Source organism: Micromonospora orduensis, from assembly GCF_006228125.1.
In the GTDB taxonomy this organism is placed as follows: domain Bacteria; phylum Actinomycetota; class Actinomycetes; order Mycobacteriales; family Micromonosporaceae; genus Micromonospora; species Micromonospora orduensis.
Map to the genome: position 1 here is coordinate 66,673 of NZ_VDFY01000106.1, position 20,027 is coordinate 86,699.

Annotated in this window: 20 protein-coding genes and 1 tRNA gene; 16 read left to right on the forward strand and 5 right to left on the reverse strand. The window is 70.1% G+C overall.

The window, feature by feature from the left end:
• The first annotated feature begins 62 nt into the window (after window positions 1-62).
• The 6 genes from FHG89_RS33600 to FHG89_RS06805 all read left to right on the forward strand — a co-directional run bounded on the left by FHG89_RS33600 (window position 63) and on the right by FHG89_RS06805 (window position 4,017).
• Entirely contained in the window at window positions 63-752 is a 690-nt protein-coding gene (locus FHG89_RS33600) for a hypothetical protein (protein ID WP_244295213.1), read from the forward strand.
• Window positions 688-1,410 carry an NsdA family TPR-like regulatory protein gene (locus FHG89_RS33605; protein ID WP_482809818.1) on the forward strand — a complete coding sequence of 241 codons (723 nt, stop codon included), beginning with the start codon at window positions 688-690 and terminating at the stop codon, window positions 1,408-1,410. The genes FHG89_RS33600 and FHG89_RS33605 overlap by 65 nt, the downstream gene beginning before the upstream one ends.
• A 7-nt stretch (window positions 1,411-1,417) precedes the next feature.
• A complete protein-coding gene (locus FHG89_RS06795) occupies window positions 1,418-2,302 on the forward strand; it encodes a phosphotransferase (protein WP_139583498.1) in 885 nt (294 codons plus the stop codon).
• Between the two features lie 447 nt (window positions 2,303-2,749).
• On the forward strand, window positions 2,750-2,914 hold the full coding sequence (amcA, locus tag FHG89_RS32820) for a multiple cyclophane-containing RiPP AmcA (RefSeq protein ID WP_167517353.1): 165 nt from the start codon (window positions 2,750-2,752) through the stop codon (window positions 2,912-2,914).
• Entirely contained in the window at window positions 2,911-3,213 is a 303-nt protein-coding gene (locus FHG89_RS06800) for a hypothetical protein (RefSeq protein ID WP_139583499.1), read from the forward strand. Before amcA ends, FHG89_RS06800 begins: the two co-directional genes overlap by 4 nt.
• Window positions 3,214-3,282: 69 nt before the next feature.
• Complete coding sequence (locus FHG89_RS06805; RefSeq protein ID WP_244295218.1) at window positions 3,283-4,017, forward strand: hypothetical protein; 735 nt, start codon at window positions 3,283-3,285, stop codon at window positions 4,015-4,017.
• Between the two features lie 50 nt (window positions 4,018-4,067).
• Here the strand turns inward: FHG89_RS06805 and FHG89_RS06810 are convergent, their stop codons facing one another.
• Both FHG89_RS06810 and FHG89_RS06815 read right to left on the reverse strand, forming a co-directional pair.
• Window positions 4,068-5,009 (reverse strand): GlxA family transcriptional regulator, encoded by a 942-nt coding sequence (locus tag FHG89_RS06810; protein ID WP_139583500.1) that lies wholly within the window; start codon window positions 5,007-5,009, stop codon window positions 4,068-4,070.
• 17 nt (window positions 5,010-5,026) lie between these two features.
• Complete coding sequence (locus tag FHG89_RS06815) at window positions 5,027-5,461, reverse strand: DUF6010 family protein (RefSeq protein ID WP_244295220.1); 435 nt, start codon at window positions 5,459-5,461, stop codon at window positions 5,027-5,029.
• 219 nt (window positions 5,462-5,680) lie between these two features.
• Between FHG89_RS06815 and FHG89_RS06820 the strand changes: the two genes are divergently transcribed.
• Window positions 5,681-5,756: transfer RNA gene (locus tag FHG89_RS06820), tRNA-Lys, on the forward strand.
• A gap of 153 nt (window positions 5,757-5,909) precedes the next feature.
• Here the strand turns inward: FHG89_RS06820 and FHG89_RS06825 are convergent.
• Complete coding sequence (locus FHG89_RS06825; protein ID WP_139583501.1) at window positions 5,910-6,494, reverse strand: alpha/beta hydrolase family protein; 585 nt, start codon at window positions 6,492-6,494, stop codon at window positions 5,910-5,912.
• A gap of 110 nt (window positions 6,495-6,604) precedes the next feature.
• Between FHG89_RS06825 and FHG89_RS06830 the strand changes: the two genes are divergently transcribed.
• From FHG89_RS06830 to FHG89_RS06865, 8 genes are all read left to right on the forward strand, one after another.
• Entirely contained in the window at window positions 6,605-7,087 is a 483-nt protein-coding gene (locus tag FHG89_RS06830) for a CYTH domain-containing protein (protein WP_139583502.1), read from the forward strand.
• A gap of 339 nt (window positions 7,088-7,426) precedes the next feature.
• Complete coding sequence (locus tag FHG89_RS06835) at window positions 7,427-8,230, forward strand: hypothetical protein (RefSeq protein WP_139583503.1); 804 nt, start codon at window positions 7,427-7,429, stop codon at window positions 8,228-8,230.
• The gene (locus tag FHG89_RS06840; RefSeq protein WP_139583504.1) at window positions 8,227-8,976 is read left to right on the forward strand and encodes a hypothetical protein; all 750 of its coding nucleotides are present in this window, start codon (window positions 8,227-8,229) and stop codon (window positions 8,974-8,976) included. The genes FHG89_RS06835 and FHG89_RS06840 overlap by 4 nt, the downstream gene beginning before the upstream one ends.
• Window positions 8,973-10,217 carry an MFS transporter gene (locus FHG89_RS06845; RefSeq protein ID WP_167517354.1) on the forward strand — a complete coding sequence of 415 codons (1,245 nt, stop codon included), beginning with the start codon at window positions 8,973-8,975 and terminating at the stop codon, window positions 10,215-10,217. The genes FHG89_RS06840 and FHG89_RS06845 overlap by 4 nt, the downstream gene beginning before the upstream one ends.
• Complete coding sequence (locus FHG89_RS06850; protein ID WP_139583506.1) at window positions 10,210-11,334, forward strand: insulinase family protein; 1,125 nt, start codon at window positions 10,210-10,212, stop codon at window positions 11,332-11,334. Before FHG89_RS06845 ends, FHG89_RS06850 begins: the two co-directional genes overlap by 8 nt.
• The gene (locus FHG89_RS06855; RefSeq protein ID WP_139583507.1) at window positions 11,331-12,515 is read left to right on the forward strand and encodes a M16 family metallopeptidase; all 1,185 of its coding nucleotides are present in this window, start codon (window positions 11,331-11,333) and stop codon (window positions 12,513-12,515) included. Before FHG89_RS06850 ends, FHG89_RS06855 begins: the two co-directional genes overlap by 4 nt.
• 2 nt (window positions 12,516-12,517) lie before the next feature.
• The gene (locus FHG89_RS06860; RefSeq protein WP_139583508.1) at window positions 12,518-13,534 is read left to right on the forward strand and encodes a DNA-3-methyladenine glycosylase; all 1,017 of its coding nucleotides are present in this window, start codon (window positions 12,518-12,520) and stop codon (window positions 13,532-13,534) included.
• Window positions 13,531-14,562 (forward strand): aminotransferase-like domain-containing protein, encoded by a 1,032-nt coding sequence (locus FHG89_RS06865; protein WP_139583509.1) that lies wholly within the window; start codon window positions 13,531-13,533, stop codon window positions 14,560-14,562. Before FHG89_RS06860 ends, FHG89_RS06865 begins: the two co-directional genes overlap by 4 nt.
• Here the strand turns inward: FHG89_RS06865 and FHG89_RS06870 are convergent.
• Window positions 14,444-15,241 (reverse strand): serine/threonine protein kinase, encoded by a 798-nt coding sequence (locus FHG89_RS06870; RefSeq protein WP_139583510.1) that lies wholly within the window; start codon window positions 15,239-15,241, stop codon window positions 14,444-14,446. The genes FHG89_RS06865 and FHG89_RS06870 overlap by 119 nt on opposite strands.
• Entirely contained in the window at window positions 15,238-16,494 is a 1,257-nt protein-coding gene (locus FHG89_RS06875) for a nucleotidyltransferase family protein (protein ID WP_139583511.1), read from the reverse strand. The genes FHG89_RS06870 and FHG89_RS06875 overlap by 4 nt, the downstream gene beginning before the upstream one ends.
• Window positions 16,495-17,028: 534 nt before the next feature.
• On the opposite strand from FHG89_RS06875, the gene FHG89_RS06880 reads away from it, so the two are divergent.
• Window positions 17,029-20,013 (forward strand): glycoside hydrolase family 3 protein, encoded by a 2,985-nt coding sequence (locus FHG89_RS06880; RefSeq protein WP_139583512.1) that lies wholly within the window; start codon window positions 17,029-17,031, stop codon window positions 20,011-20,013.
• The last annotated feature ends 14 nt before the right edge of the window (window positions 20,014-20,027 follow it).

Here is a 20,027-nt window from a genome sequence, read left to right on the forward strand (position 1 = left end):
CTTGATGTGACCGCACGGATGCGCTGTGCTTGCAACTGGTCGTCGTTCGATCGGGGTGATTCGTGGCTGCACAGGTGGATCCTGAGTGGTGGAGTTCGGGGCTTTGGAACGGTCGACCGATCAGTGAGTTTCTGCGGCGGCGCGACATCACCGCGGTCTTCCACTTCCTCCACGCCAGGGGCGTGTCATACGGCCGGATTGCGGCTCTTGTTGGCGTCTCGCCCAACCGCGCTGCTGAAATCGCCAAGGGCGTCCGCCAGGTCACGGCCTACGAGGTTCTGGAACGGATCGCAGCCGGTCTGAACATTCCGCGTCCGGCTTTGGGACTCGGGCGCGACGAGGACGTCGTTGTGCCTCGCGACCCCGACCGGCTGGCCGTTGAGGGTGGAGCGGACCGATCGCCGGCCGGTGCCGCCGCCGGCGTCGAGGTCAGCAATCTGGTCAGACTCCGACTGGGACTGGACGAGGCTCTGGCGGCGGCGAGTGTCGCTCCTCGGCAACTTGAGCTGATTGAACAAGCTGCGGGCGAGCATATGAGGGTTTACCCTTCGGCTTCGCCGCAGACCATGCTGTCGCTGCTGGCCGCCGACTGCCGAGAGGTCCAGGCGCTTTCGCTTCGGCGGCAGCCGGCGGCAGTCCAGTCCCGGCTGTCCGGGGTGGCGGCGTTGCTGGCGACGATGTGCGCTGATGAGGCTCGGAGACGTGTCCGAGGCTCGACGGTGGTACGGCACGGCGATCCACGCGGCGGATGACAGCGGGCAAGCCCGAATGAAGGTGCTGGTGCGGGCCCAAGCGGCGATGCTGCCGTACTACTTCGGGGATCCAACCCAAACGGTCGCCCTGGCAGATGCGGCTCTGGCGGTGACGTCGAACGCATCGTCGCCGGGTGCCCTGGCAGCGGCGGGCCGGGCGCGTGCTCTGGCCCGGATCGGCGCCATCGAGCAGGCGCGGTCGGCCATCGGTCAGGCACGGCGGCTGTTCGATCAGGCTGGCGACGAGGACACCGACGTGGCGTTCAGGTTTCCGGCGAAGCGGCTGCTGTTCTACCTCTCCGGGGCATACACCTGGCTCGGTGACACGGTGGAGGCGTACCGGGTCCAGGACGAGGCATTGCGGCTCTACGGCGCGGCTCCGGCCGTACCGATCGACGTGACGCTCATCGCCCTGGACCGGTCGATGTGCCTCGCGCAGGACCGGCGGGCGACCGAAGCGGCGCTGACCGCGCGTGATGCCGTCGCGGACCTGCCCGAGACGCAGCGTACGGAGATCATCCTGACCAGGGCCACCGACGTGGCCACGGCGATCCCCGAGAAAAGCGGGTGCGGCGAGGTCGCCAGCTTGACGGATTACCTACGGACGTGCCGCGAGCGCGCCCGTAGTCTTGGGACCACAGCCGCACTCGGTCCCTAGGAGCCCCATGTTCGTCGAGGCGCGCACCCGGCCGGTGCTCGCCGAGGTGTGTCGTCTCCTCGGCTACAGCGACTCGAACGCGATCCTGCTGCGGCACCACACCAACGCCGTCTACGCAGTCGATGACGTGGTCGTCAAGATCGCCCCGGGCGATCATGACCTGGAACGGGTGCGCGGGATGGTGGCCGTGGTCGACTGGCTGGTGGCCCGAGGGTTCCCCACGGTGGGCCTTCACCCGGGCCTGTCCCAGCCGATGCGGGTGGGCGGGTACGCCGTTACGGTCTGGCAGCGTCTGGACCCGGCACAAGACGACCCCATCACCGTCTCCGAGCTCGGAAGCCTTCTCCGGGACCTGCACGCCTTGCCCGCTCCGCCGGTGCCGCTGCCTTCACTGCGACCGATCCATGGCATAGAGCGGGCCGTCACCCGTTCGGAGATCCTGAACGGCAAGGAACAGGATCTGCTGATGGGCCGGCTCGAGGCGCTGGCCGCCGGCTGGGATGCGATGCGGTTTCCGCGCGGCACGAGCATGATCCAGTCAGATCCGCAGATCCGCAACGCCCTGCGGCGGTTCGACGGCACGCCCGTACTGGCCGACTGGGACGGCGCCGCCCTCGGGCCCCGGGAGTGGGACATCGCAACGGTCGCTGTCCACTGCCGCCGGTTCGACCCGCCCGGTCCCGATGCCTTCGCCGGCTTCACCGCCGCCTACGGCTGGGATGCCACATCCTGGCCGAGGTTCGAAGAACTGTGCCAGCTCCGTGAGCTGCAGATGATCGCCACCAACGCTCGCAAGTCCCGGCCCGGAACCGAGGCCGCCGACGAGGTGCGCCACCGGATCGCTGGCCTCGTCGACGATGCGGCGGAACTCCGCCGCTGGCACATCCTCTGAACCGAGTCTCGTGAGGCGGGCACCGCCCTGTCCTCTCCGCATTGGCCAAGGTGGGACACGGTGAGGCCCACCGTGCCCCACCACGCTGGGTCTGTCTCTGGCCAGTGCCGCCAGCGATTGTGGACGTCAGGAACACGTCGGCGGAACGGTCCAGGACCATCCTGACCCCCATGGCGCGCCGACGGGCCAGCGGCAATGTCATGCCAGGGAGACCCAGATGGATGTGCCGATCGGCGACAGGTCGGAATGCGACCCGACGCATCGGCAAGTGCTCGCGCCGGGCACTCCGTCGACCGCACGGGTGACTCGCCGTTCGCGTACCGCCAGCAGGGCTGCGTGGGCGGGTGACCGGCGGTCTGCTCCCAGCCGCTGGCCGTGTGCGGTGGGCTTGCCGGTATGCCGGCAAGCCCACCGCACAGACGCGCCAGCGCCGACCGCGAGTCGGCCATGACGGTGTACGTGTCGCGTTACGCGGCGACCGGCGAGCTGACGACAGACCGCGCAGCCGCGGCTGCGGCATCGGCGCGGCGGGGCTCGACCGATCCGCCACTGCTGACACACGTCTGGCGGATCGTGTTCGAGCGGCAGGCGCGGGAGAGCGACCGCCGATGAACGGCGACGGAGTGTCTGCCGCTGAGGTCGACCCGAAACTGCCGTCGGAGCATGTGCCGCTTCGTCCGCTCTGGCTGTGCCGGGCCTGCGGGCAGCCCTGGCCCTGTGGACGGGCCAAGCTCGCCCTGTTGACCAGCTACCAGGGCAACCGGGTCAACCTGTTGCTCTACCTGTCCGGCTGTCTGCACGAGGCCATCGACGACCTGCACCGACTCAACCCGAGCACCACCGGCGACGTCAGGAACCTGTTCGACCGCTTCCTCGGCTGGCCGGCCCGGCACCGAAGCCGCCGCCGCTGACGGTACTCCGACGAGCGACCGGTCTCCGACAGAGCACGGGGATCGGGGATGCCGCGCCCCTACAGTCCCGTGCATGACGACCTCACCAGCACCGGCACGTACACGCTGCGGGTCACCGCCGCCCCCGGCGACACCGGTCGCGCCGCCATCCGGGTGTACGAGGCCCACGACGTCGACGGCACGCTGCAACCGAACGGCCCGTCGGTGACCGTGGAGATCGCGCAGCCCGGCGCCCGGGCCCGCTACCGGTTCACCGGGCAGAAGGGGGACCGGGTCTTCGTGGAGGTGCCCGAAGCCAGCCTGACCGATCAGTGCTCTCCGCTGGAGTTGCGCGACGCCGAGGGCCGGTTGCTGCACAGCGGCTGCGTCATCAACGGCGTCGGTGAGGTCGACGGCACCCTCCTGCCCGCCGACGGCGCGTACACCGTGCTGGTCGATCCGGTGGAACGCGGCACCGGCACGATCACGCTGCGGTTGGTCAGCGGCCGGGACGGGGACGGGACCATCGCGGTCGGCGGACCGCCGGTCGTCACCACCGTCGACCGGCCCGGAGCGATCACGGCCTACCGGTTCACCGCTGCGGCCGGCACGTCGGTGACGGTGACCGCGACCGCCTCGAACCTGCCCGACCAGTGCGGGGTGCTGGTGCTGCGCGCCCCGGACGGCGGCACGCTCGCCACCGGCTGCGTGATCAACGGCGCCGGCGGCGTCGCGCCGACCCTGCTGCCGACGGCCGGGACCTACACGCTCCAGGTCGACCCTTCGGGGGCCGCGACCGGGCAGGTCACCGTGGCGGTGCGGTGAAGGTTCTCGTGGACCCACCCCCCGTTCGCGGAGACGGCACCGCGTCGTGGTCACCCGCCGCGGAAGCTACGCCGGTACGCCTGCGGGCTGGTGCCGGTGATCCGCCTGAAGCGGTCCCGGAAGGCGGTGGTGGAGCCGAAACCGACCTGCGTCGCCACCCGGTCGACGGGATGGGCGGTGGTCTCCAGGAGGTGCTGCGCCTGGTGGACGCGGACCCGGTGCAGCCACCGCAGCGGGGTGGTGCCGGTCTGGTCGCGGAAGCGCCGGTTCAGCGTCCGGGTGCTCATCCCGGCGTGGTGGGCGATGTCGGCGAGGGTCAGCTCATGCCGGGCGTTGTCGCGCATCCAGGCCAGCAGCGGCTCCAGGGTCGCCCCCTCGGGGGCCGGTGGTTCGTGCGTGATGAACTGCGCCTGCCCGCCCGCGCGTTCCAGCGGCATGACGGACAACCTCGCCGCGTCGGCGGCGACGGCGGCGCCATGGTCGCGGCGGACCAGGTGCAGGCACAGGTCGAGCCCGGCGGCGGCGCCGGCGGAGGTCAGGAACTGGCCGTTGTCCACGTAGAGCACATTGGGGTCGACCTGGACCCGCGGATGCTGGGCGGCGAGCCGGTCGGTGGCGAGCCAGTGCGTGGTGGCGCGGTGTCCGTCGAGCAGGCCGGTGGCGGCGAGGGTGAACGCGCCGCCGCAGATCGAGGCGATCCGGGCGCCGTTCGCGGCGGCGGCGCGCAGCGAGTCGAGGACCGCGCCGGGCGTCGCGGCGGCGGGGTCGGAGACACCCGGCACGACGACGGTGTCGGCGTCGACGAGGACGTCCAGGCCCCACGGCACCGCGATGCTGAACGCGCCCGTGGTGACCGTCGGCGTGGCGGCGCAGACGAGGACGCGGTAGCCGGCGCGGCCGTCGGGCAGGCGGGTGCGCTGGAAGACCTCCATCGGCGTGGCCAGGTCGAACGGGACGACGCTGTCGAGGGCGAGCACGGCCACTGTGTGCATGGTGCGAATTCAACCAGTCAGGACCGTGCGGTGACCGGCGGGCGCGTACCGGCCGCCCGCCGCGCGACCCGGTCGTACAGGTCTCTGACCGACAGACCGCCGGTGAGGCACCAGAGCGCGATGACCGGATCGCAGAGCGCGCAGCCGAACGACGAGTCGTGCAGCGACGGGATGATCGGGGTGCCGCGCCTGTGGTGCACGACGTCCCAGACCGTGTGCAGGAGCCATCCGACGCCGATGAAGGTGTACGAGGTGAGCCCGGCGTAGCCCACCACCAGCAGCAGCGCACAGAAGGCCAGCTCCCACAGCCCGAATCCGCCACCGCTGATGTAGGCGGCCCCGGCGCCGGTGACGACGAGCGCGTTCAGGCGCCGCCGGTGCGGCTCCGGCACGAGGGAGTTGAGCCCGACGTAGACCAGCCCGATCACCACCGGCATGACATAGCGAAGCACGATCCAGCCCCGTTCCCGTTCCTGTTGAAGCGTGTCGGGAAGGAGCCTAGGAAGGCCTGCGCCCGGGGACGAGAGGCGAAAATGCCACGGTCCGCCGGATTCTCGCCAACCATGTCCGGCGGTCGTGACCGGGCAGGTCACACGGGCGCTGCGGGGACGGTGTCCCTCCTTCTCGGGGCGGCGGCCGGGCGTGCTAACGTCTCGTCCCGTTGTCAGCGAGCGCCGCTAGCTCAACTGGCAGAGCAGCGGACTCTTAATCCGCGGGTTCGGGGTTCGAGTCCCTGGCGGCGCACCAACGATCAAGGCTCTGACCTGGTGGTTCACACCGGGCCGGGGCCTTTTCGCGTACGCCGGTGGTAGGTGGTCGCTCGGAAGGTGCTCGGGAGCCGTTGGACGCGGCGCCTGCCGGGACGTCGCGGCTGAGGTCGCCACCGGCCCGCGCGGCAGCTCACGATCGGGTTTCCGCCGGCACCTTCCAGATCACCTCGTCGAGGAAGCTCTCCACCGCCCGCCCGATCGTGCCCAGCACCAGGGCCGAGTCGGTGAGTGCACCCGGGACCCACATCCCGTGGTCCGCGTTCTCGACCTCGACCACGTGCGGCGTCAGTCGACGGGCGACGCTACCGTCCCACGCCGGATCGCCCGTCCCCCCGACCAGCATGAACGGTGCGTTGCTCTTGGCGAGCGCCGTCACCACCGGCTCCTGCTGCAGCAGGGGGGTGAGCCAGATCGCCGGAAGCCCGCGCTCCACGGCCACCGGAGCCGCGTGCGACCCCAACGACTTGCCGATGAGCAGTGGCACCGCCCCGGGTCGGGCTGCGGCCAGCTTGTCGAGGACCAGGTTCACCTGATCGACGACCCATGGAGCCAGGTCCAGACTGGACCGGCCCTTCGGTGGCTGCCACGACAGGGGAAGGACCTGCGCCGCCCGAACGGCGGCGGCGCGACTGGCGTAGGCGAGCACGGGGACGTGTGGGCCGAACTGCATGCCGGGAACGACAACGACGAACCGCTGTGACGATGATCGATGCATTGGACGAAGTGTACCGAGGTGTGCGTCGTCAGTGGAGCCCAATTTTCGACGGGGCGGCGCGGGTGGCGTCAGGGCTGTGTCCGATGCTGTGCCACTGGCAGACTACGTCGATGGCCGGATCCACGAACATCGAGATCGAACGCAAGTTCCTGTTGGCCTCCGAGGAGTGGCGCAGAGAGGTGACCGGAAGTAGGCCGATAACGCAGGTGTACCTCGCGTCGACCGCTGTCTCCCAGGTGCGGTTACGCCGTTACGGCGCAGCGGCGTTCATCACGGTGAAGGGGCGGCGGAAGGGTCTGGCGCGCCCGGAGATCGAAGCCGAAATCCCGCCAGAGTTCGTCGACGCGGTGCTCGCCGCGGGTCTTTCCCCGGTTCCGCCGCTGGTCAAGGTCCGGCACGTGGTCCCGGTCGGCGAATTCTGCTTCGAGATCGACGAGTACGGCGGGGACAACGAGGGGCTGGTCACCGCCGAGGTCGAGCTGCCGACGGAGGACGCCGATTTCCCCCGCCCCGGCTGGCTCGGCACAGACGTTTCCGGCGACGTTCGATACGGCAATGTCTATCTGGCCCAACACCCGTACAAGTCCTGGTAGCCGGTGTTCGATCGTCCTCATCCTACTGCTCAATAGATTGACGGTCGCGACTCGGTGCATGAGGCTCTGAGCAGGCGCGCGCCACAGGGACGTTCCGACACACCCGACGGAGGGGAGGTGCAGGATATGGAGCTTGAGCAGCTTGACGAGGTCATCGAGAACCTCCAGGAGTTGGACGCTACCGAGGACGGCCGGGAAGCACTGGCCGCGGTCCTCATGGAGTTCACCGACGGCTGATCCTTAGCCACGCACCATGACCATGGTCAGGTCGGGGCCGGGCCGACGCGGCATTGCGATGCCGGGTCGGCCCGGTCCCCCGCGAAGTGTGGAGAGTCGCCGATGCGGGAGAGCCGTCTCAACTCCCACCACGAGGTGTTCCAGCGGTACGAGGATCTCGCCCAGATGCTCGCGTTTCGCTACGGGTCGGGATCGCAGGGCATCATATTCGTCCTGTACGACCAACTCATCGCCCTGCGCCGGCTTCTGGTGCAGCAGCCTGGATCGATCGTGCTGCGGGCCTGGGTCGCGCACCTCGGAGACCGCCTCCGGCAGCGCTACGAGGACGAGTTCCCCGCTGCCGCAATGGGCCATCCGACGGCGGTTGTCCGCACCGATCCGGTCGTGGTGCAGTACTCCCGGGCGGCGTTCGAGGAGAAGTATCGGTCGGTGATGGACGTCGTCCAGCCGGAGACGATCGAACTGACCGGTCCGGTGCTGCCCGCTCCCGTCCGCGAGGGCCGACCGTACATGTATGTGATCGACGAAGATGGCCGATTCCTGTTGTGGACCCGGTCCTTCAGCTTCGAGGAACTGGTGTTCGGGCGCAACAAGGCGACCGTCAATGATGTGCCGGTCGGGCATCCGATGCTGGTTCCCGATCGGTTGAGAGCCAGCGCGGCGGGTGAGGTCGTCTTCATCGGCGGTCCCCAGGTGCGCGCCGTGGTGATCAATAACAAGTCAGGGCACTTCCGCTTTCCGCCCTCGTCTCGAGAGGTGATCGTGGATTGCTGCCGACGGATCTTCCGCCTTCCGGACGACGCCGTCGACGTCTTCATCGTCGGTGGATTCGAATCGCGTCTGGTCGAGCGGACCCTGGTTCTGGCTGACGAGCCGGAGCCCGTATCTGGAAGGGTCGAAGTATGACGAGCCCGACGGCGCTGGCGGACTTCGACCCGGGGGTCGACGACGTTCCACCCGGGATCGTCATCGGCGTGGAGCAGGAATTCAAATGGCGTCTCGGCGACGACGGGCTGTTCGGCAACCGGCAGCCGACGCTTGACGACCTGGCCGCCGCGGTGCCGCCGCCGGACGAAGCGGTGGAGGAGTCGCGGTTCCAGCACACCCAGTCCACCCTCTACTTCGACGACCGGTGGCAGTTGACTGACCGGCAGGTCGCACTGCGTGCCACGATCAACCCAGGGACGATCAAGCGGGTCTCCTGGCTGGGCGTCAAACAGACCCTCCGGTGGGAGAACGGGTGCCGTGACTCGCTCGAGCTGGGCGGGCGCCTGGCGGCGAAGGACATCGGCCGTGAGGTCCGCAACCCGCAGAGCCCGGCGCTGGCCTACGCGCACCGCCTGCTCGGTGTCGCCCTGGAACCAGACGTCTTCGCATCGGTCATCCAGCATCGCCACAAGGTCTTCTACCGCACCAGCGTCAACTCGCTGCTCCAGGTGACCTTCGACCGCGCCGAGTTCAAGGCGCTACCGGACGGGCAGCCGCAGGTCACGTACTGGCTGGAGATCGAGAACAACGGCCGCGAGATGCACGCACGAGCAGCCCTCGAACGATGGGCGACATCGGTGTCCGAACGCGTCGGCGCCCCACCAGCGACCAGGGCCAAGGCCGAAGTCGCCGCCGAGCTGGCTGGCTGGACTCGCCGCGGATGACGAATCTCGCGAAGACGCGCGGCCAGAGGCGGCTGCCCAGAGATTTCTACCTGGTGCTCAGCAGTCAGGGCGTCTCGTTGATCGGCAGCGAGATGCAGCAGATCGCGCTGCCCCTGTGGGTCTACCAGGCCACCGGGGGGTCGACCCTGTCGGCCGGTGTGGCCTTCGCCTTCCAGTTCGTGCCGATCGTGTTGCTCGCACCGTGGGCGGGATACATCGCGGACCGCTTCGACCGGCGGAAGCTCATGATCATCTGTGAGCTCTCTGCCACCGTGATGGTCGCGATCACGCTGCTCGGGCTCCACTACGGCATCGTGCCTCTGGTCATCGTCACGGCTTCGGTCACCCGGGTCTTCAACGCCGTAACGATGCCGGCCATGCAGGCGATCATCGTCAACACCGTGCCGGAGGAAGACCGTGCCCGCAGTGCCTCGCGCAGCACCGCACTGTTCGCGATAGTCCAGATCGCCGCCCCGCTCGCCGGAACCGCGATCGGCGGTACCCTCGGCTTCCAGGTCGTGCTGATCATCGACATCCTGTCGTTCCTGCTCTCGGCTCTCCTCCTGCTGCCGCTGGCACCCTGTCCGGGCGTGCCCGCCCTGCGTAACGCCGTCCGGTCCACCTGGCACGCGTTCCGCGACAACTCCAGCACCCTGTTCCGCTGGACACTCGGCACGGAGGCGGTCTTCTTCCTGCTCTGGGGCGCCGACGCGGCACTCGCGCTGCTGATTCTCGGAGACCGTTTCGGTACGGCGACCGCGGGCATCTTCTCCGCGGCCATGGGCGTCGGCTGGGTGCTCGCCTCGGCGCTGATCCCCGCCCGCTTCAAGCAGCAGCCGATCCGCATGATCGCCGCTGGGGCGGCGTGTGGCCCGATCGCGGCCGTCGCCTTCGTGGCCCTGGTCCCGTACGGCCTCGCGGCGGCCTTCCTGCCTGGCGTGCTGGTCGGCGTGGGCAATCTCGCGGTGGTCATCGGCGCCACCACGATCTTCCAGAAGGAAGCCGGGGCGGAGGTGGCCGGCCGGCTCTTCGCCGTCCGGCGGGCCGTGCTCAACTCCATGCTCACGGTCTCCTACCTGCTCCTGCCCGGAGTGGCGGCCGCCGGTTTCGGCAAGGGGCCGACCCTGATCCTGTTCTCGATCCTCATGTTCGTCGCCGTGCAGGTGATGGCGTGGTTGACGGTCCGCCGTACCGCCGACGTGACGACCAAGGAGGAACCGGAGGTGCTGGTTCGTGGTTAACGCCCGTACGACGCGCCGTCGCGAACTGGAACTGCCACATGCGCCGGCCCTCGGCTGGGATCTCCCGGAAGGCCACGCCGACGACCCGCCGGAGGCTGTGGGTCGGGCCGCGCTCGTGGCCCGCTACCTCGCCCACGCGCTGGCACGAGACCCTGCCACGGCGGGCTGGATGCGCCGCCACCGGTTGACCGAGCACGCCTCCCAGTTCTCGTTCTGGTCTCCGGATGCGCGTGGGGAGCGACTGGCGGAGGCGGTGTCCCGGATTGACCCGGAACCCGCGTCGGCGCTGCTCCAGTCCCTGGCCGCGGCGCAGCTCGCCCAGGCCCGGAACCAGCGCGCCAACCCGGTCGTCACCATGTTCCGGGCGGTGGAGACCGCCGCCTGGGGCGGCTCGCCGGAGGAGGCCCTCGGCGATCAGGAAACGCTGGCCAACGCCCGGGGCGCCGAGCTGGGCAACTGCCTGCGGCGCTGCCTGGCCCGAGCCCGACAGATAGACCCGTCGACCGGCACGGCGCCGCCCGCTCCGGCGCCCGACCCGGGCTCCTGGCGGGGCGAGATGGTCCTGGTCGACCGGCCGGGGGAGCAGTGCCGGGTGGTCCTGCAGTTCCGGCTCACCGAGGTCATCGAGGACGCGGCCTCCGCAGCGGTGCTGGCGCAGCTTCTCGACGGTTCCGACGGCCTGCTGTACCGGCGACTGCGGACCGAGGCGGGCCTGGTCTACGGCACCGTCGCCGTCGCGCGGGACGACGGGCGACCGCAGACGCTGACCATCGGCGCCTCTCTCCTGCGGGAACGGCTTCCGGCGACGATCGATGCCATCCGGCGTTGCGTCGACGAGATCGACGATGGTGAGTTGCCCGCCGAGGCGCTCGGTGTCGCGGTCGGCCGCGTCGTGGATCGGGTGCTCACGAAGCTTGACGAACCGTTCGGCGCGTTGGACGACCACCGGCGCCGGCTCAACGGGCAGCACTCCGTGGCTGTTGTCGCTGAGAAGGCCTCGGCGGCTCCGGACCAGTTGGCCCGCGTGCCGCGCCTGTCGTCCAGGCATCGGCCAGCGGTCGCCTACATCGGTCCGGTGGACGAGACCGTCCCCGAACTGATCGGAAGAATGCGATGAGCCGAAGCACCGTGCTGGAGACCGTGGTCGGTGGCCTGACAGTCGTCGCGGTGCAGGTGCCGCACTTCCGCTCCTGTGTCGGCGTACTCAGTGTGCCGGTCGGCTACGGTGCCGATCCGGCCGGTCAGGAGGGCACGGCCCACCTGACGGAGCACATCTGCGTGGCGACCGCGGCCAGCCGCGAGCGGGTGCAGATGGCGGCCCGTACGGAGGTCTCCGCCACCCGCTACTCGGCGCGAGCGACACCGGGCTCGTCGGCGGCGCTGATCGCCGCGCTGACCTCGACCCTCGGCGCCCGGCCGTACCCTGCCGAGCTGCACGAGACCGAACGGCGCGCGGTGCTTACCGAGAACGCGCGGGTGCGCGACCAGCCCCAGTTGCAGATCGCGCCGGCCGTCGCGGCCAGGGTGGCTCCGACGCTCGACCTGGGTCTTCGGGACACCACCACCGAGACCTCGATCGGCGCGGTGACTCCGTCGGACATCGTGGACTTTCGACAGCGTTGGTACCGGCCGGAGGGGTCGGTGCTCTGCCTGGTGAGCCCCAACGATCCGGACAAGCTGATCGCCGAGGTCGAGGCCGAACTGGCCGCGGTGCCGCCGCCGACCGACCCGGAGCGGGCACCCGGGTCGCGGGCCCCGGCGGAGCCGTTCGATGTCCCCGGCTGGTCCGACTGCTTCATCTGGGCGGCCACGACCCCTGCGGTCACCACCCCGGCCGATCTGCTCGCCCGGCAACTCGCCACCGAGTTGCTGACCGGTCGCGCCGGGCTGCTGGACGAGGAGAGTTCCGCGGTGGGCACCCGGTCGACCGGGTTTGCCACACTTCCCGGCCGGCACGCGGACCTGCTCGTCACCGCGTGGCCCTCGGGGCCGCACTGCGAGAGTCTGGCCGACGGGCTGCGCGACAGACTTCCGGACGTGCTGTCGAACGGAGGCGGTGCCGCCGCTGTCGGCAGGGCCCGGGCCAGACTGCGAACCAGGATCGCCTTCGAACAGCAGTCACCCGGCGGCCTCGCGTCGATGCTGGTGCGGTACGCCCTCGGACAGGGGGCATGGCCGGACATCCGCGAGATCGACGCGGCGGCGGACGATCGTGTGGTCGAACTGGCGGTGCGGATGCTTCGCGAGGCCAGCTTCTGGCGGATAGCGGATAGCCGACTCGGAGAGGTGGCGGTATAACCATGACCCTGCTCAGCGTCGTGCACGACGAGTGGTCGGCAGCGGTGACGGACCGACTCGTCACGCGTGGTCTCGTCGACGTGGTCACCGTCGGGAACACCGCGGCGCAGAAGGCCTGGGCCGGATACCCGACCGCCAAGACGGTCCGGCTGGTCACCGAGGCCAGCGTCACCGGCGGGGAGCGAGAGCTCGCCGACGTGGGTGAGGTGCTGGTGTGGGGCCTGCTCTCCGTGCCGCGATGGCTTTCCCGCGCCGCGCCCGCCGCGGCCTGGTACCAGGTGACCGCCACCTGTCAGGGCGGGATCGTGGTCGCCGACCCGCTGCAGTGGTGCGTGCGGCACGGCCAGACGGACTTCCGGCTGACCCTGCGTCGCCCGGGCACAGACCTGGCGGCGGAACCGGCTGCCGTCGAGGTGCCGGTCCGGCTCGGCGGACTGGACTACCTGGGCGGCCTCGACGTGGTCGCCGACGACGTGGTGCGGGCCTTGACGGCCACCCGGTCGTCCGAGCCGCCGGTGGCGGACCGGACGGCGGCACCGGACGGTGCCGAGCCGGCGGAGTCGCTGCCGTTGGACCGGCTCGTGCTGCGCATCGACTGGTCGGAGCCCGCTGATCGGGTGACCCGGCTGATCCGTTCCGGAATCGGTCGGACGACGCCCGCGTGGACGTACCTGAAGCGGTTTCCCGTCTCGGTGGGGGCGGCCGAGGTGGTCGAGGCGCCCCCCTGCGAGTTGGCCGCCGGGACGATCGTCCGCCGCGACTCCACGGGCGTGGTGGTGCAGACAGGTGACGGGATGGTGCGCGTCTCCCAGGTACGCGATGCCGTCGGCGTGCTGCCCAGCAAGTCGCTTCGGCCGGGAACGCGGTTCGGCATCGACCCCGAGGAGGAGCTTCGGTCGCTGTGGCGCCGGGTCGCCGATCTCGAGCGTACGGTGCAGTGGATCAGCGAGCAGGTGCTGCCCCCGCCCCAGGAGACCGGTCCCGCGCACGCCGCGCATCTGCCGCCAGACCTGACGTGAGCCTCCTGTGTGATCTCACCGGACCGGGCCACCTGTGGGAGCGGCCGGAGCTGACGGTGTGGCACCGCGCCACCGTCAAGGCGCTCGGGCAGGTCGATCCGTCCCTCGGCGCACCCCTGGAGGGTGATCCGCTGCTCCGGGAGTGCCTCGCGGACCTGCTGCGGGTGCGCTACGAGCGGATCGTCGTCACCGCCGGAATCCGGGCTGCCGTGGGACCGCTGCTGCGGGAGATGGACGAGGTGCTGGTGGAGCGTCCGACGTTCCGCGGGGTGCTCACGGCGATGCGGCGGGAACGGCTACGCGTCCGCACCGACTCCTGGGAACGGATGATCGATGCGGGCGCCGACACCGATGGCGGGGCCCTGTGGTTCACCGCTCCCTGCCGGAACCCCGATGGGCGTCGGGTCGACGCGCGTTTCGTGGCCGCCGTCGGTGCGGCGGCCGAACAGGGCCGTCGGGTGGTGTGCAACACCGCTTACCGGTGGTTCGCCCCGGTGCCGGACCTGTCGGAGGCCGTGCTTACGGCCGGTACGCTGCACAAGCTCGCGGGACGCGGGGCCCGTCTCGGCTGGGTGATCGCCGTTTCGCGCGACGGTGAGATGCTTCCCGCCCTGGCGGCGTCCGCTCCGTCTCTGCACTGGCAGCGCGCCTGGGCGCACTTCCTGATCGATGGAGGCGCGGACCTGCTCCTGCGGCGCCACCAACAGCTGGACGCGGCCCGGGCTGCCTTCTTCGCCGCCCTCGACATGCCGAACGTGGCCACCGGCCAGGAAGGGCCGAACATCCTGATCCCGGTGGCGATGCCCGAACCCGAGGCTGTGGCGAGGCTCGCCGCAGCCGGAGTTCGGGCATCGCCGGGAATCGCGTTCAACGCCTGGCAGCCGTCCGTCCGGGTGTGCCTGACGCAGATCAGCCCTGCGGTCGCGGCGCAGGCCGGCGCGCGAGTCGCCGAGGTGCTTGCGGAGGCGCGATCGGCTGACGAGCCCCGCCCTCCAGCATCCGCAGGTGCTGACGCCGGACCAGGTTGAACCGCAGCGCCAGCTGCACCAGGGCGTTCCGTCGGCTGTGCGCGACGACGGGTGCCGGCGCTCCCACGATCGAGGAGTAGGCGTCGACGAAGCCCCGTAGCTTCCGGGTGCACAGGTAGTTGAGGTGGAAGTCCACGGCCGCGCTGGTGATCGATCGGTACGCCGGCAACCGGCGTAGCCGCTGCGCGATCTCGGCCGAGGTGGGTAACGTGCTCATTGGACCGTAGCGAAGAGCCGGCTCGCAGAGGGCCACCAGCACCCCGAAGTACTTCGCCCCATGGTTGAGTGGCGACGTCCCGCCGTCCGCCGTCGGCCGGGCCGGTACGCGTGGGGGGTGGCCGGCCGCCTGGACGGAGAACGCGAGGATGCCGGTGCTGCCGAAGACGAGCACCCGTGCCGACGTGAACGGCACCGGCATCTCCATCCCGGCCGGAACGGACACGAAGTCGTTGCCCGCGACGTTCTCGACCAGCATCGGGGTTTGCGCGGTGGCGTTCTGGATGGTCCAGTGACCGTCGGCGGCGATCACCCGGCCGACCACCCCGGCGGCATGTTCGTCAGGGATCACCAGGTCGGCGACGTTCTCGTCGCTGCCGAACACGATGTTCCCGTTCGGAGGCAGCGCCGACCAGCGCTCGTCGGTACCGGTCCAACCAGCGCTCACGCTCACGGCCGTCATGCGCTGGCCTCGTGCGCGCCGGCTTCCGGCTCGGCCACGACCAGCTTGCTGCAGAAGAGGTAGTCGACCGTGGGCAGGAAGACATCGTCGCGGAAGCGCAGCAGGTCACCGTCCTCCACCTCGATCAGTTCGAGGTTCTCGGCCAGTCTCGTGTGTCGTCCCCGCACCGGCACCCGTTCGTGTCGGTTGGCGATCCGCCGGATGAGGGGCTGGGGGGCGAGCCGCACGCAGGTCCAGGGATTCATGTCCGGCAGGCGGTGCGGCTGACCACCGGAGGTGCGCAGGCGGAACGAACGCGGGCTTCCGTACGCGTGCTCGGCGTTGCGGGCGATGCGTTCGGCCGCCGCGGCGTCGCCCGTCATGCTCTCCGCCACACGCCGGGTGTGTGCCGTGACCAGGTCGGTCCGGCGGATGTCGTCATCGGTGGCGGCCAGCGGCACGTCCTCCGGGGCATCGTCCGTACGGAGCTGGCGCAGCGTCGCCCGCTGGTCGTCGCGCAGGTCACAGACCTCCTGGACGCGGTCGACGACGGTGTTGAGGAAGCCCGTCAGACCGGCCTGGCGGAGCGTCGCGACGACGTACCCGAAATCGAGTGGACGGCTGGCCGCCAGGACGACATCGTTGATGGCTTTCGCCTCGATGAAGCAGTCACCTGCGGCATTTCCGATCACCGCGCAGAAGTTGTCCTCGTCGGCGAGTGGCGTCCAGACTTCATTTTCGCGGGAACGGTCGAATTCGATGAGACCGCAATAACGGACCGAGTACGGGCCGATATGGATATCGACATCCACCTGATCAGGAGCGGGGTGTTGCATGCGGAACTGCCCGAGCAGCGTGCCATTCATGTCTCGTTTCAACCACGGCATCTCGCCGGGTTCGTACGTGAAGCCGAGATCCCGCAGCATCGAGGCTACTTGCAGGCCGCTGTCCATGTCCGGCACCCACAGGTCGGCATCACCGATGTCCCGGCGCTGCCCGGCCGGGTACCACGAGCGCACACCGAGACCCTTCATGAGGCGCACGGGGAGGTCGGAGGTGCGGGACCGAAACTCGGCGACCTGCGCGTCCAGGTCGGTTCCCCGGGTCTCCCGGGGTGCGCCGAGGCGGTCTATCTCGGCATCGAAGCGCTGCAGCAGAGCGGCGTCGTCCCCGGACGCGCTCGCGAGAGCCGCTCCCACGCGTCGACGCGTGATGCGCCGGACCTTGTGGCGGGTGATCACTTCGGCGGCCGCGGTCGGACCGATCTCTCGCACCGCTTCGAGGCCTTCGTGGAAAGTCGCGCTCGGTTGGAGAAGGCCCAGTCCGAGAACGCCACGTAGCACTTTTTCGGATGTCAATGTAGTCCCCCGTAGGCAGTTCGCTTGCCATGGACTTCGACAGAAGCTGGAATCGGCGCGCCTTTGGACTGTTGCTCTGGCGTCGCTGGCGGTTCCCTCTTCGACGTCGAAGACCAAGATAACCGCGCTGAAGAAATCTATCAACCCATGGATCACGGTGGATTCGTCTTCCGGTCATTGCGATGTGGAGGCGGCGCCGGTCACGACGTGCGTCCGGGCCTTCTGCGCCGTGGCCTCCGGCGCCGTGGGCGGGGCCCACCGCCGGTGGTGCCTTCGATCGTCGTACGTCTATAGTTGCGTCAATCACTAGATCATGGCCGTGGTCAACGCGGCCGGATCGTCGAAGCGCTTCGACGATCCGTCGTTCAGGCCCGTCAGTCGGGTGTCGAGCCTGGCCACGCCGGTCTCGGCGCCCTTGCGCGTCGGTCGTACGACACGAGGAGAATCCGCATGCGGAAATGGCGCCTTCGGCGCGGAACAGCCGCGCTTGCGCTCGCCCTGCTTGCCCTGCCGGCTGTCCCCGGCACGGCGCTCGCCGAACCCACCTACCCCTTCAGAGATCCACGCATGCCCGTGAACGCCCGGGTCGACGACCTGCTTGGCCGGCTCACCCTGGACGAGAAGATCTCGTGGCTGCACCAGTACCAGCCGGCCGTCCCGCGGCTGGGCATCGGCCTGTTCAAGACCGGCACCGAGGCCCTGCACGGGGTCGCCTGGTCGACCGACATCGACAACAACGGCGCCGTCGTGAAGGCTCGCGGCACGTCGTTCCCTCAGCCGGTGGGCATGGCCAGCACCTGGAACACCGACCTGATCGAGCGGGTCGGCTCGGCCGTCGGCGACGAGGCGCGCGGCTACCACGCACAGAACCCCCGGGTCTGGGGTCTCAACCTCTGGGCGCCGGTGGTCAACCTGCTCCGCGACCCCCGTTGGGGCCGCAACGAGGAGGGCTACTCCGAGGACCCGCTGCTCACCGGTGCGATCTCCACCGCGTACGGCTCGGGGATGACCGGCGGCGACCCGGACCACCTCAAGAGCGCACCGACCCTCAAGCACTACCTGGCCTACAACAACGAGGTCCGGCGTGACGTGACCTCGTCGAACGTGCCCCCACGGGTGCTCAACGAGTACGACCGCGCCGCCTTTAAGCCGGCCCTCGCCACCGACGCGGCGACCGGGGTGATGGCCGCGTACAACCTGGTCAACGGCCGTCCGGCCACGGTGGACCCGGACCTCGCCACGGTGGTACGCGGCTGGACCGACCAGCCGCTGATGAACGTCACCGACGCCTGGGCGCCGAACAACCTCGTCGCCTCCCAGGGGTACTACGCCACCCAGGCCGAGGCGAACGCGGCGATCATCAAGGCCGGCCTGAACAGCTTCATCACCGACGACACGAACGCCCAGCCGACCGTGACGGCCATCAAGCAGGCGCTGGCCGCCGGGCTGCTCACCGAGGGCGACATCGACGCGCGGATCCGGGAGATCCTCAGCGTCCGGTTCCGGCTGGGGGAGTTCGACCCGGGCGGCGGCCGGTACGGCGGGATCACCCCGGACGTCATCAACAGCCCGGAACACCAGCGGCTGGCCCGGCAGGCCGCCGGCGAGGCGATGGTCCTGCTGAAGAACTCCCGCCAGGCCCTGCCCCTGGACCCGGCCCGCACCCGCAAGGTGGCCGTGCTCGGTCCGCTGGCCGACACCCTCTACTCCGACTGGTACGGCGGTGACCTGCCGTACGAGGTGACCGCGCTCGACGGCATCCGCGAGCGGCTGGGCGGCTCGGCCTCCGTCAGCGGGCTCGACGGGGCGGACCGGATCGCGCTGAAGGATCCGGCGACCGGCAGGTACGTCACGGCCACCGGCACCACCGACGCCGACCCGGTCGCCGCGACCGGTGCCACCGCCGACCTCGCCGCCCAGTTCGACGTGGTGGACTGGGGCCAGGACGTGGTGACGCTGCGCAGTGCCGCCAACGGCCGCTACCTCGGCTACAACTGGGGGCCGTTCGTCACCCGGGACGCGCAGCCCAACGGCTGGTACGTCCAGCAGCAGTTCAGGCTGGAGGCGCAGGCCGACGGCACTGTCGCGCTGCGCTACGCCGGTTACGAGACCAAGGAGAGCTGGTTCGGCCCCGACCGGTACGTGACGGTCGGTGCCGACGGCGCCCTCACGCTCGGCGCGGCGACGGCGGCCGACGCGACCCACTTCAGTCGCGAGGTGCTCAGCAGCGGGATCGACCGGGCCGTCGCGGCGGCGAAGGCGGCCGACACCGCAGTCCTGGTCGTCGGCAGCAACCCGTTCATCAACGGACGCGAGGCGCACGACCGTACCTCGACCGCGTTGAGCGCCGGCCAGGAGGCGCTGGTCAAGGCTGTGACCACTGCCAATCCGCGTACGGTGCTGGTGCTCCAGACCAGCTACCCGGTCAGCCTGAAATGGGAGCAGGAGCACGTTCCGGCCATCGTCTGGACCACCCACGCGGGCGCCGAGACCGGGCACGCCGTCGCCGACGTCCTGTTCGGCGACCGCAACCCGTCGGGCAGGCTCACCCAGACCTGGTACCGCTCGGACGGGCAACTGCCACCGGACCTGCTGGAGTACGACATCATCTCGTCCGGGCAGACCTACCTGTACAGCACCGCGAAGCCGCTGTACCCGTTCGGCCACGGGCTGTCGTACACCCGGTTCCGCTACGGCCAGCCGCGCCCCGGCGCCACCTCGGTCGGAGCCGACGGCACCATCTCGGTCAGTGTGGACGTCACAAACACCGGCAGCCGGGCCGGGGCCGAGGTGGTCCAGCTCTACACCCACCAGCGCACCTCTCGGGTGAAGACCCCGATCCGAGCGCTCAAGGCGTTCCAGCGGGTCGAACTCGCACCCGGGCAGACCCGGGCCGTGACGCTGCGGGTGCCCGCCGCGGACCTGGCGCACTGGGACGTCACCCGCAGCCGGTGGGTTGTCGAGTCGTCGGTCCACGACCTGATGGTGGGTGCTTCCGCCGAGGACATCCGGGCGCGGACGGCCATTCGGGTACGCGGTGAGACGGTCCCGGACCGGGACCTGTCCCGGCTGACCCGGGCGGAGAACTTCGACAGGTACTCCGGGGTCCGGCTGCTCGATGAGACCAGGGCCAGCGGCACTGTCGTCGGCGCGACCGAGGCCGGCCAGTGGATCGCCTTCGCCGGTTCCGCGTTGCGGCCCGGCGCCCACACCCTCACCGCGAGGGTCGCCAGGGCCGACGCGGGCACCGGCACGGTCCAGGTCCGGTTGGGCTCGCCCACCGGCCGGCTGCTGGGTACGGTCACCGTGCCCAGCACCGGCGACGACTACCGGTACGTCAGCGTCGACGCGGACCTGGCGCGGGCCGCCGGCACCCACGACGTGTACCTGGTGTTCGACTCCGCGCTGCGGCTGGCGGACTTCACCATCAGGTGACCGGACCGGGGCCG

Bases quoted from the DNA above. Each gene is read 5' to 3' on its own strand.
- FHG89_RS33605 (WP_482809818.1), top strand. From the start codon at position 688: ATGAGGCTCGGAGACGTGTCCGAGGCTCGACGGTGGTACGGCACGGCG.
- FHG89_RS06795 (WP_139583498.1), top strand. From the start codon at position 1,418: ATGTTCGTCGAGGCGCGCACCCGGCCGGTGCTCGCCGAGGTGTGTCGT.
- amcA (WP_167517353.1), top strand. From the start codon at position 2,750: ATGACGGTGTACGTGTCGCGTTACGCGGCGACCGGCGAGCTGACGACA.
- FHG89_RS06800 (WP_139583499.1), top strand. From the start codon at position 2,911: ATGAACGGCGACGGAGTGTCTGCCGCTGAGGTCGACCCGAAACTGCCG.
- FHG89_RS06810 (WP_139583500.1), bottom strand. From the start codon at position 5,009: ATGCACACAGTGGCCGTGCTCGCCCTCGACAGCGTCGTCCCGTTCGAC.
- FHG89_RS06825 (WP_139583501.1), bottom strand. From the start codon at position 6,494: ATGCATCGATCATCGTCACAGCGGTTCGTCGTTGTCGTTCCCGGCATG.
- FHG89_RS06830 (WP_139583502.1), top strand. From the start codon at position 6,605: ATGGCCGGATCCACGAACATCGAGATCGAACGCAAGTTCCTGTTGGCC.
- FHG89_RS06835 (WP_139583503.1), top strand. From the start codon at position 7,427: ATGCGGGAGAGCCGTCTCAACTCCCACCACGAGGTGTTCCAGCGGTAC.
- FHG89_RS06840 (WP_139583504.1), top strand. From the start codon at position 8,227: ATGACGAGCCCGACGGCGCTGGCGGACTTCGACCCGGGGGTCGACGAC.
- FHG89_RS06845 (WP_167517354.1), top strand. From the start codon at position 8,973: ATGACGAATCTCGCGAAGACGCGCGGCCAGAGGCGGCTGCCCAGAGAT.
- FHG89_RS06855 (WP_139583507.1), top strand. From the start codon at position 11,331: ATGAGCCGAAGCACCGTGCTGGAGACCGTGGTCGGTGGCCTGACAGTC.
- FHG89_RS06860 (WP_139583508.1), top strand. From the start codon at position 12,518: ATGACCCTGCTCAGCGTCGTGCACGACGAGTGGTCGGCAGCGGTGACG.
- FHG89_RS06870 (WP_139583510.1), bottom strand. From the start codon at position 15,241: ATGACGGCCGTGAGCGTGAGCGCTGGTTGGACCGGTACCGACGAGCGC.
- FHG89_RS06880 (WP_139583512.1), top strand. From the start codon at position 17,029: ATGCGGAAATGGCGCCTTCGGCGCGGAACAGCCGCGCTTGCGCTCGCC.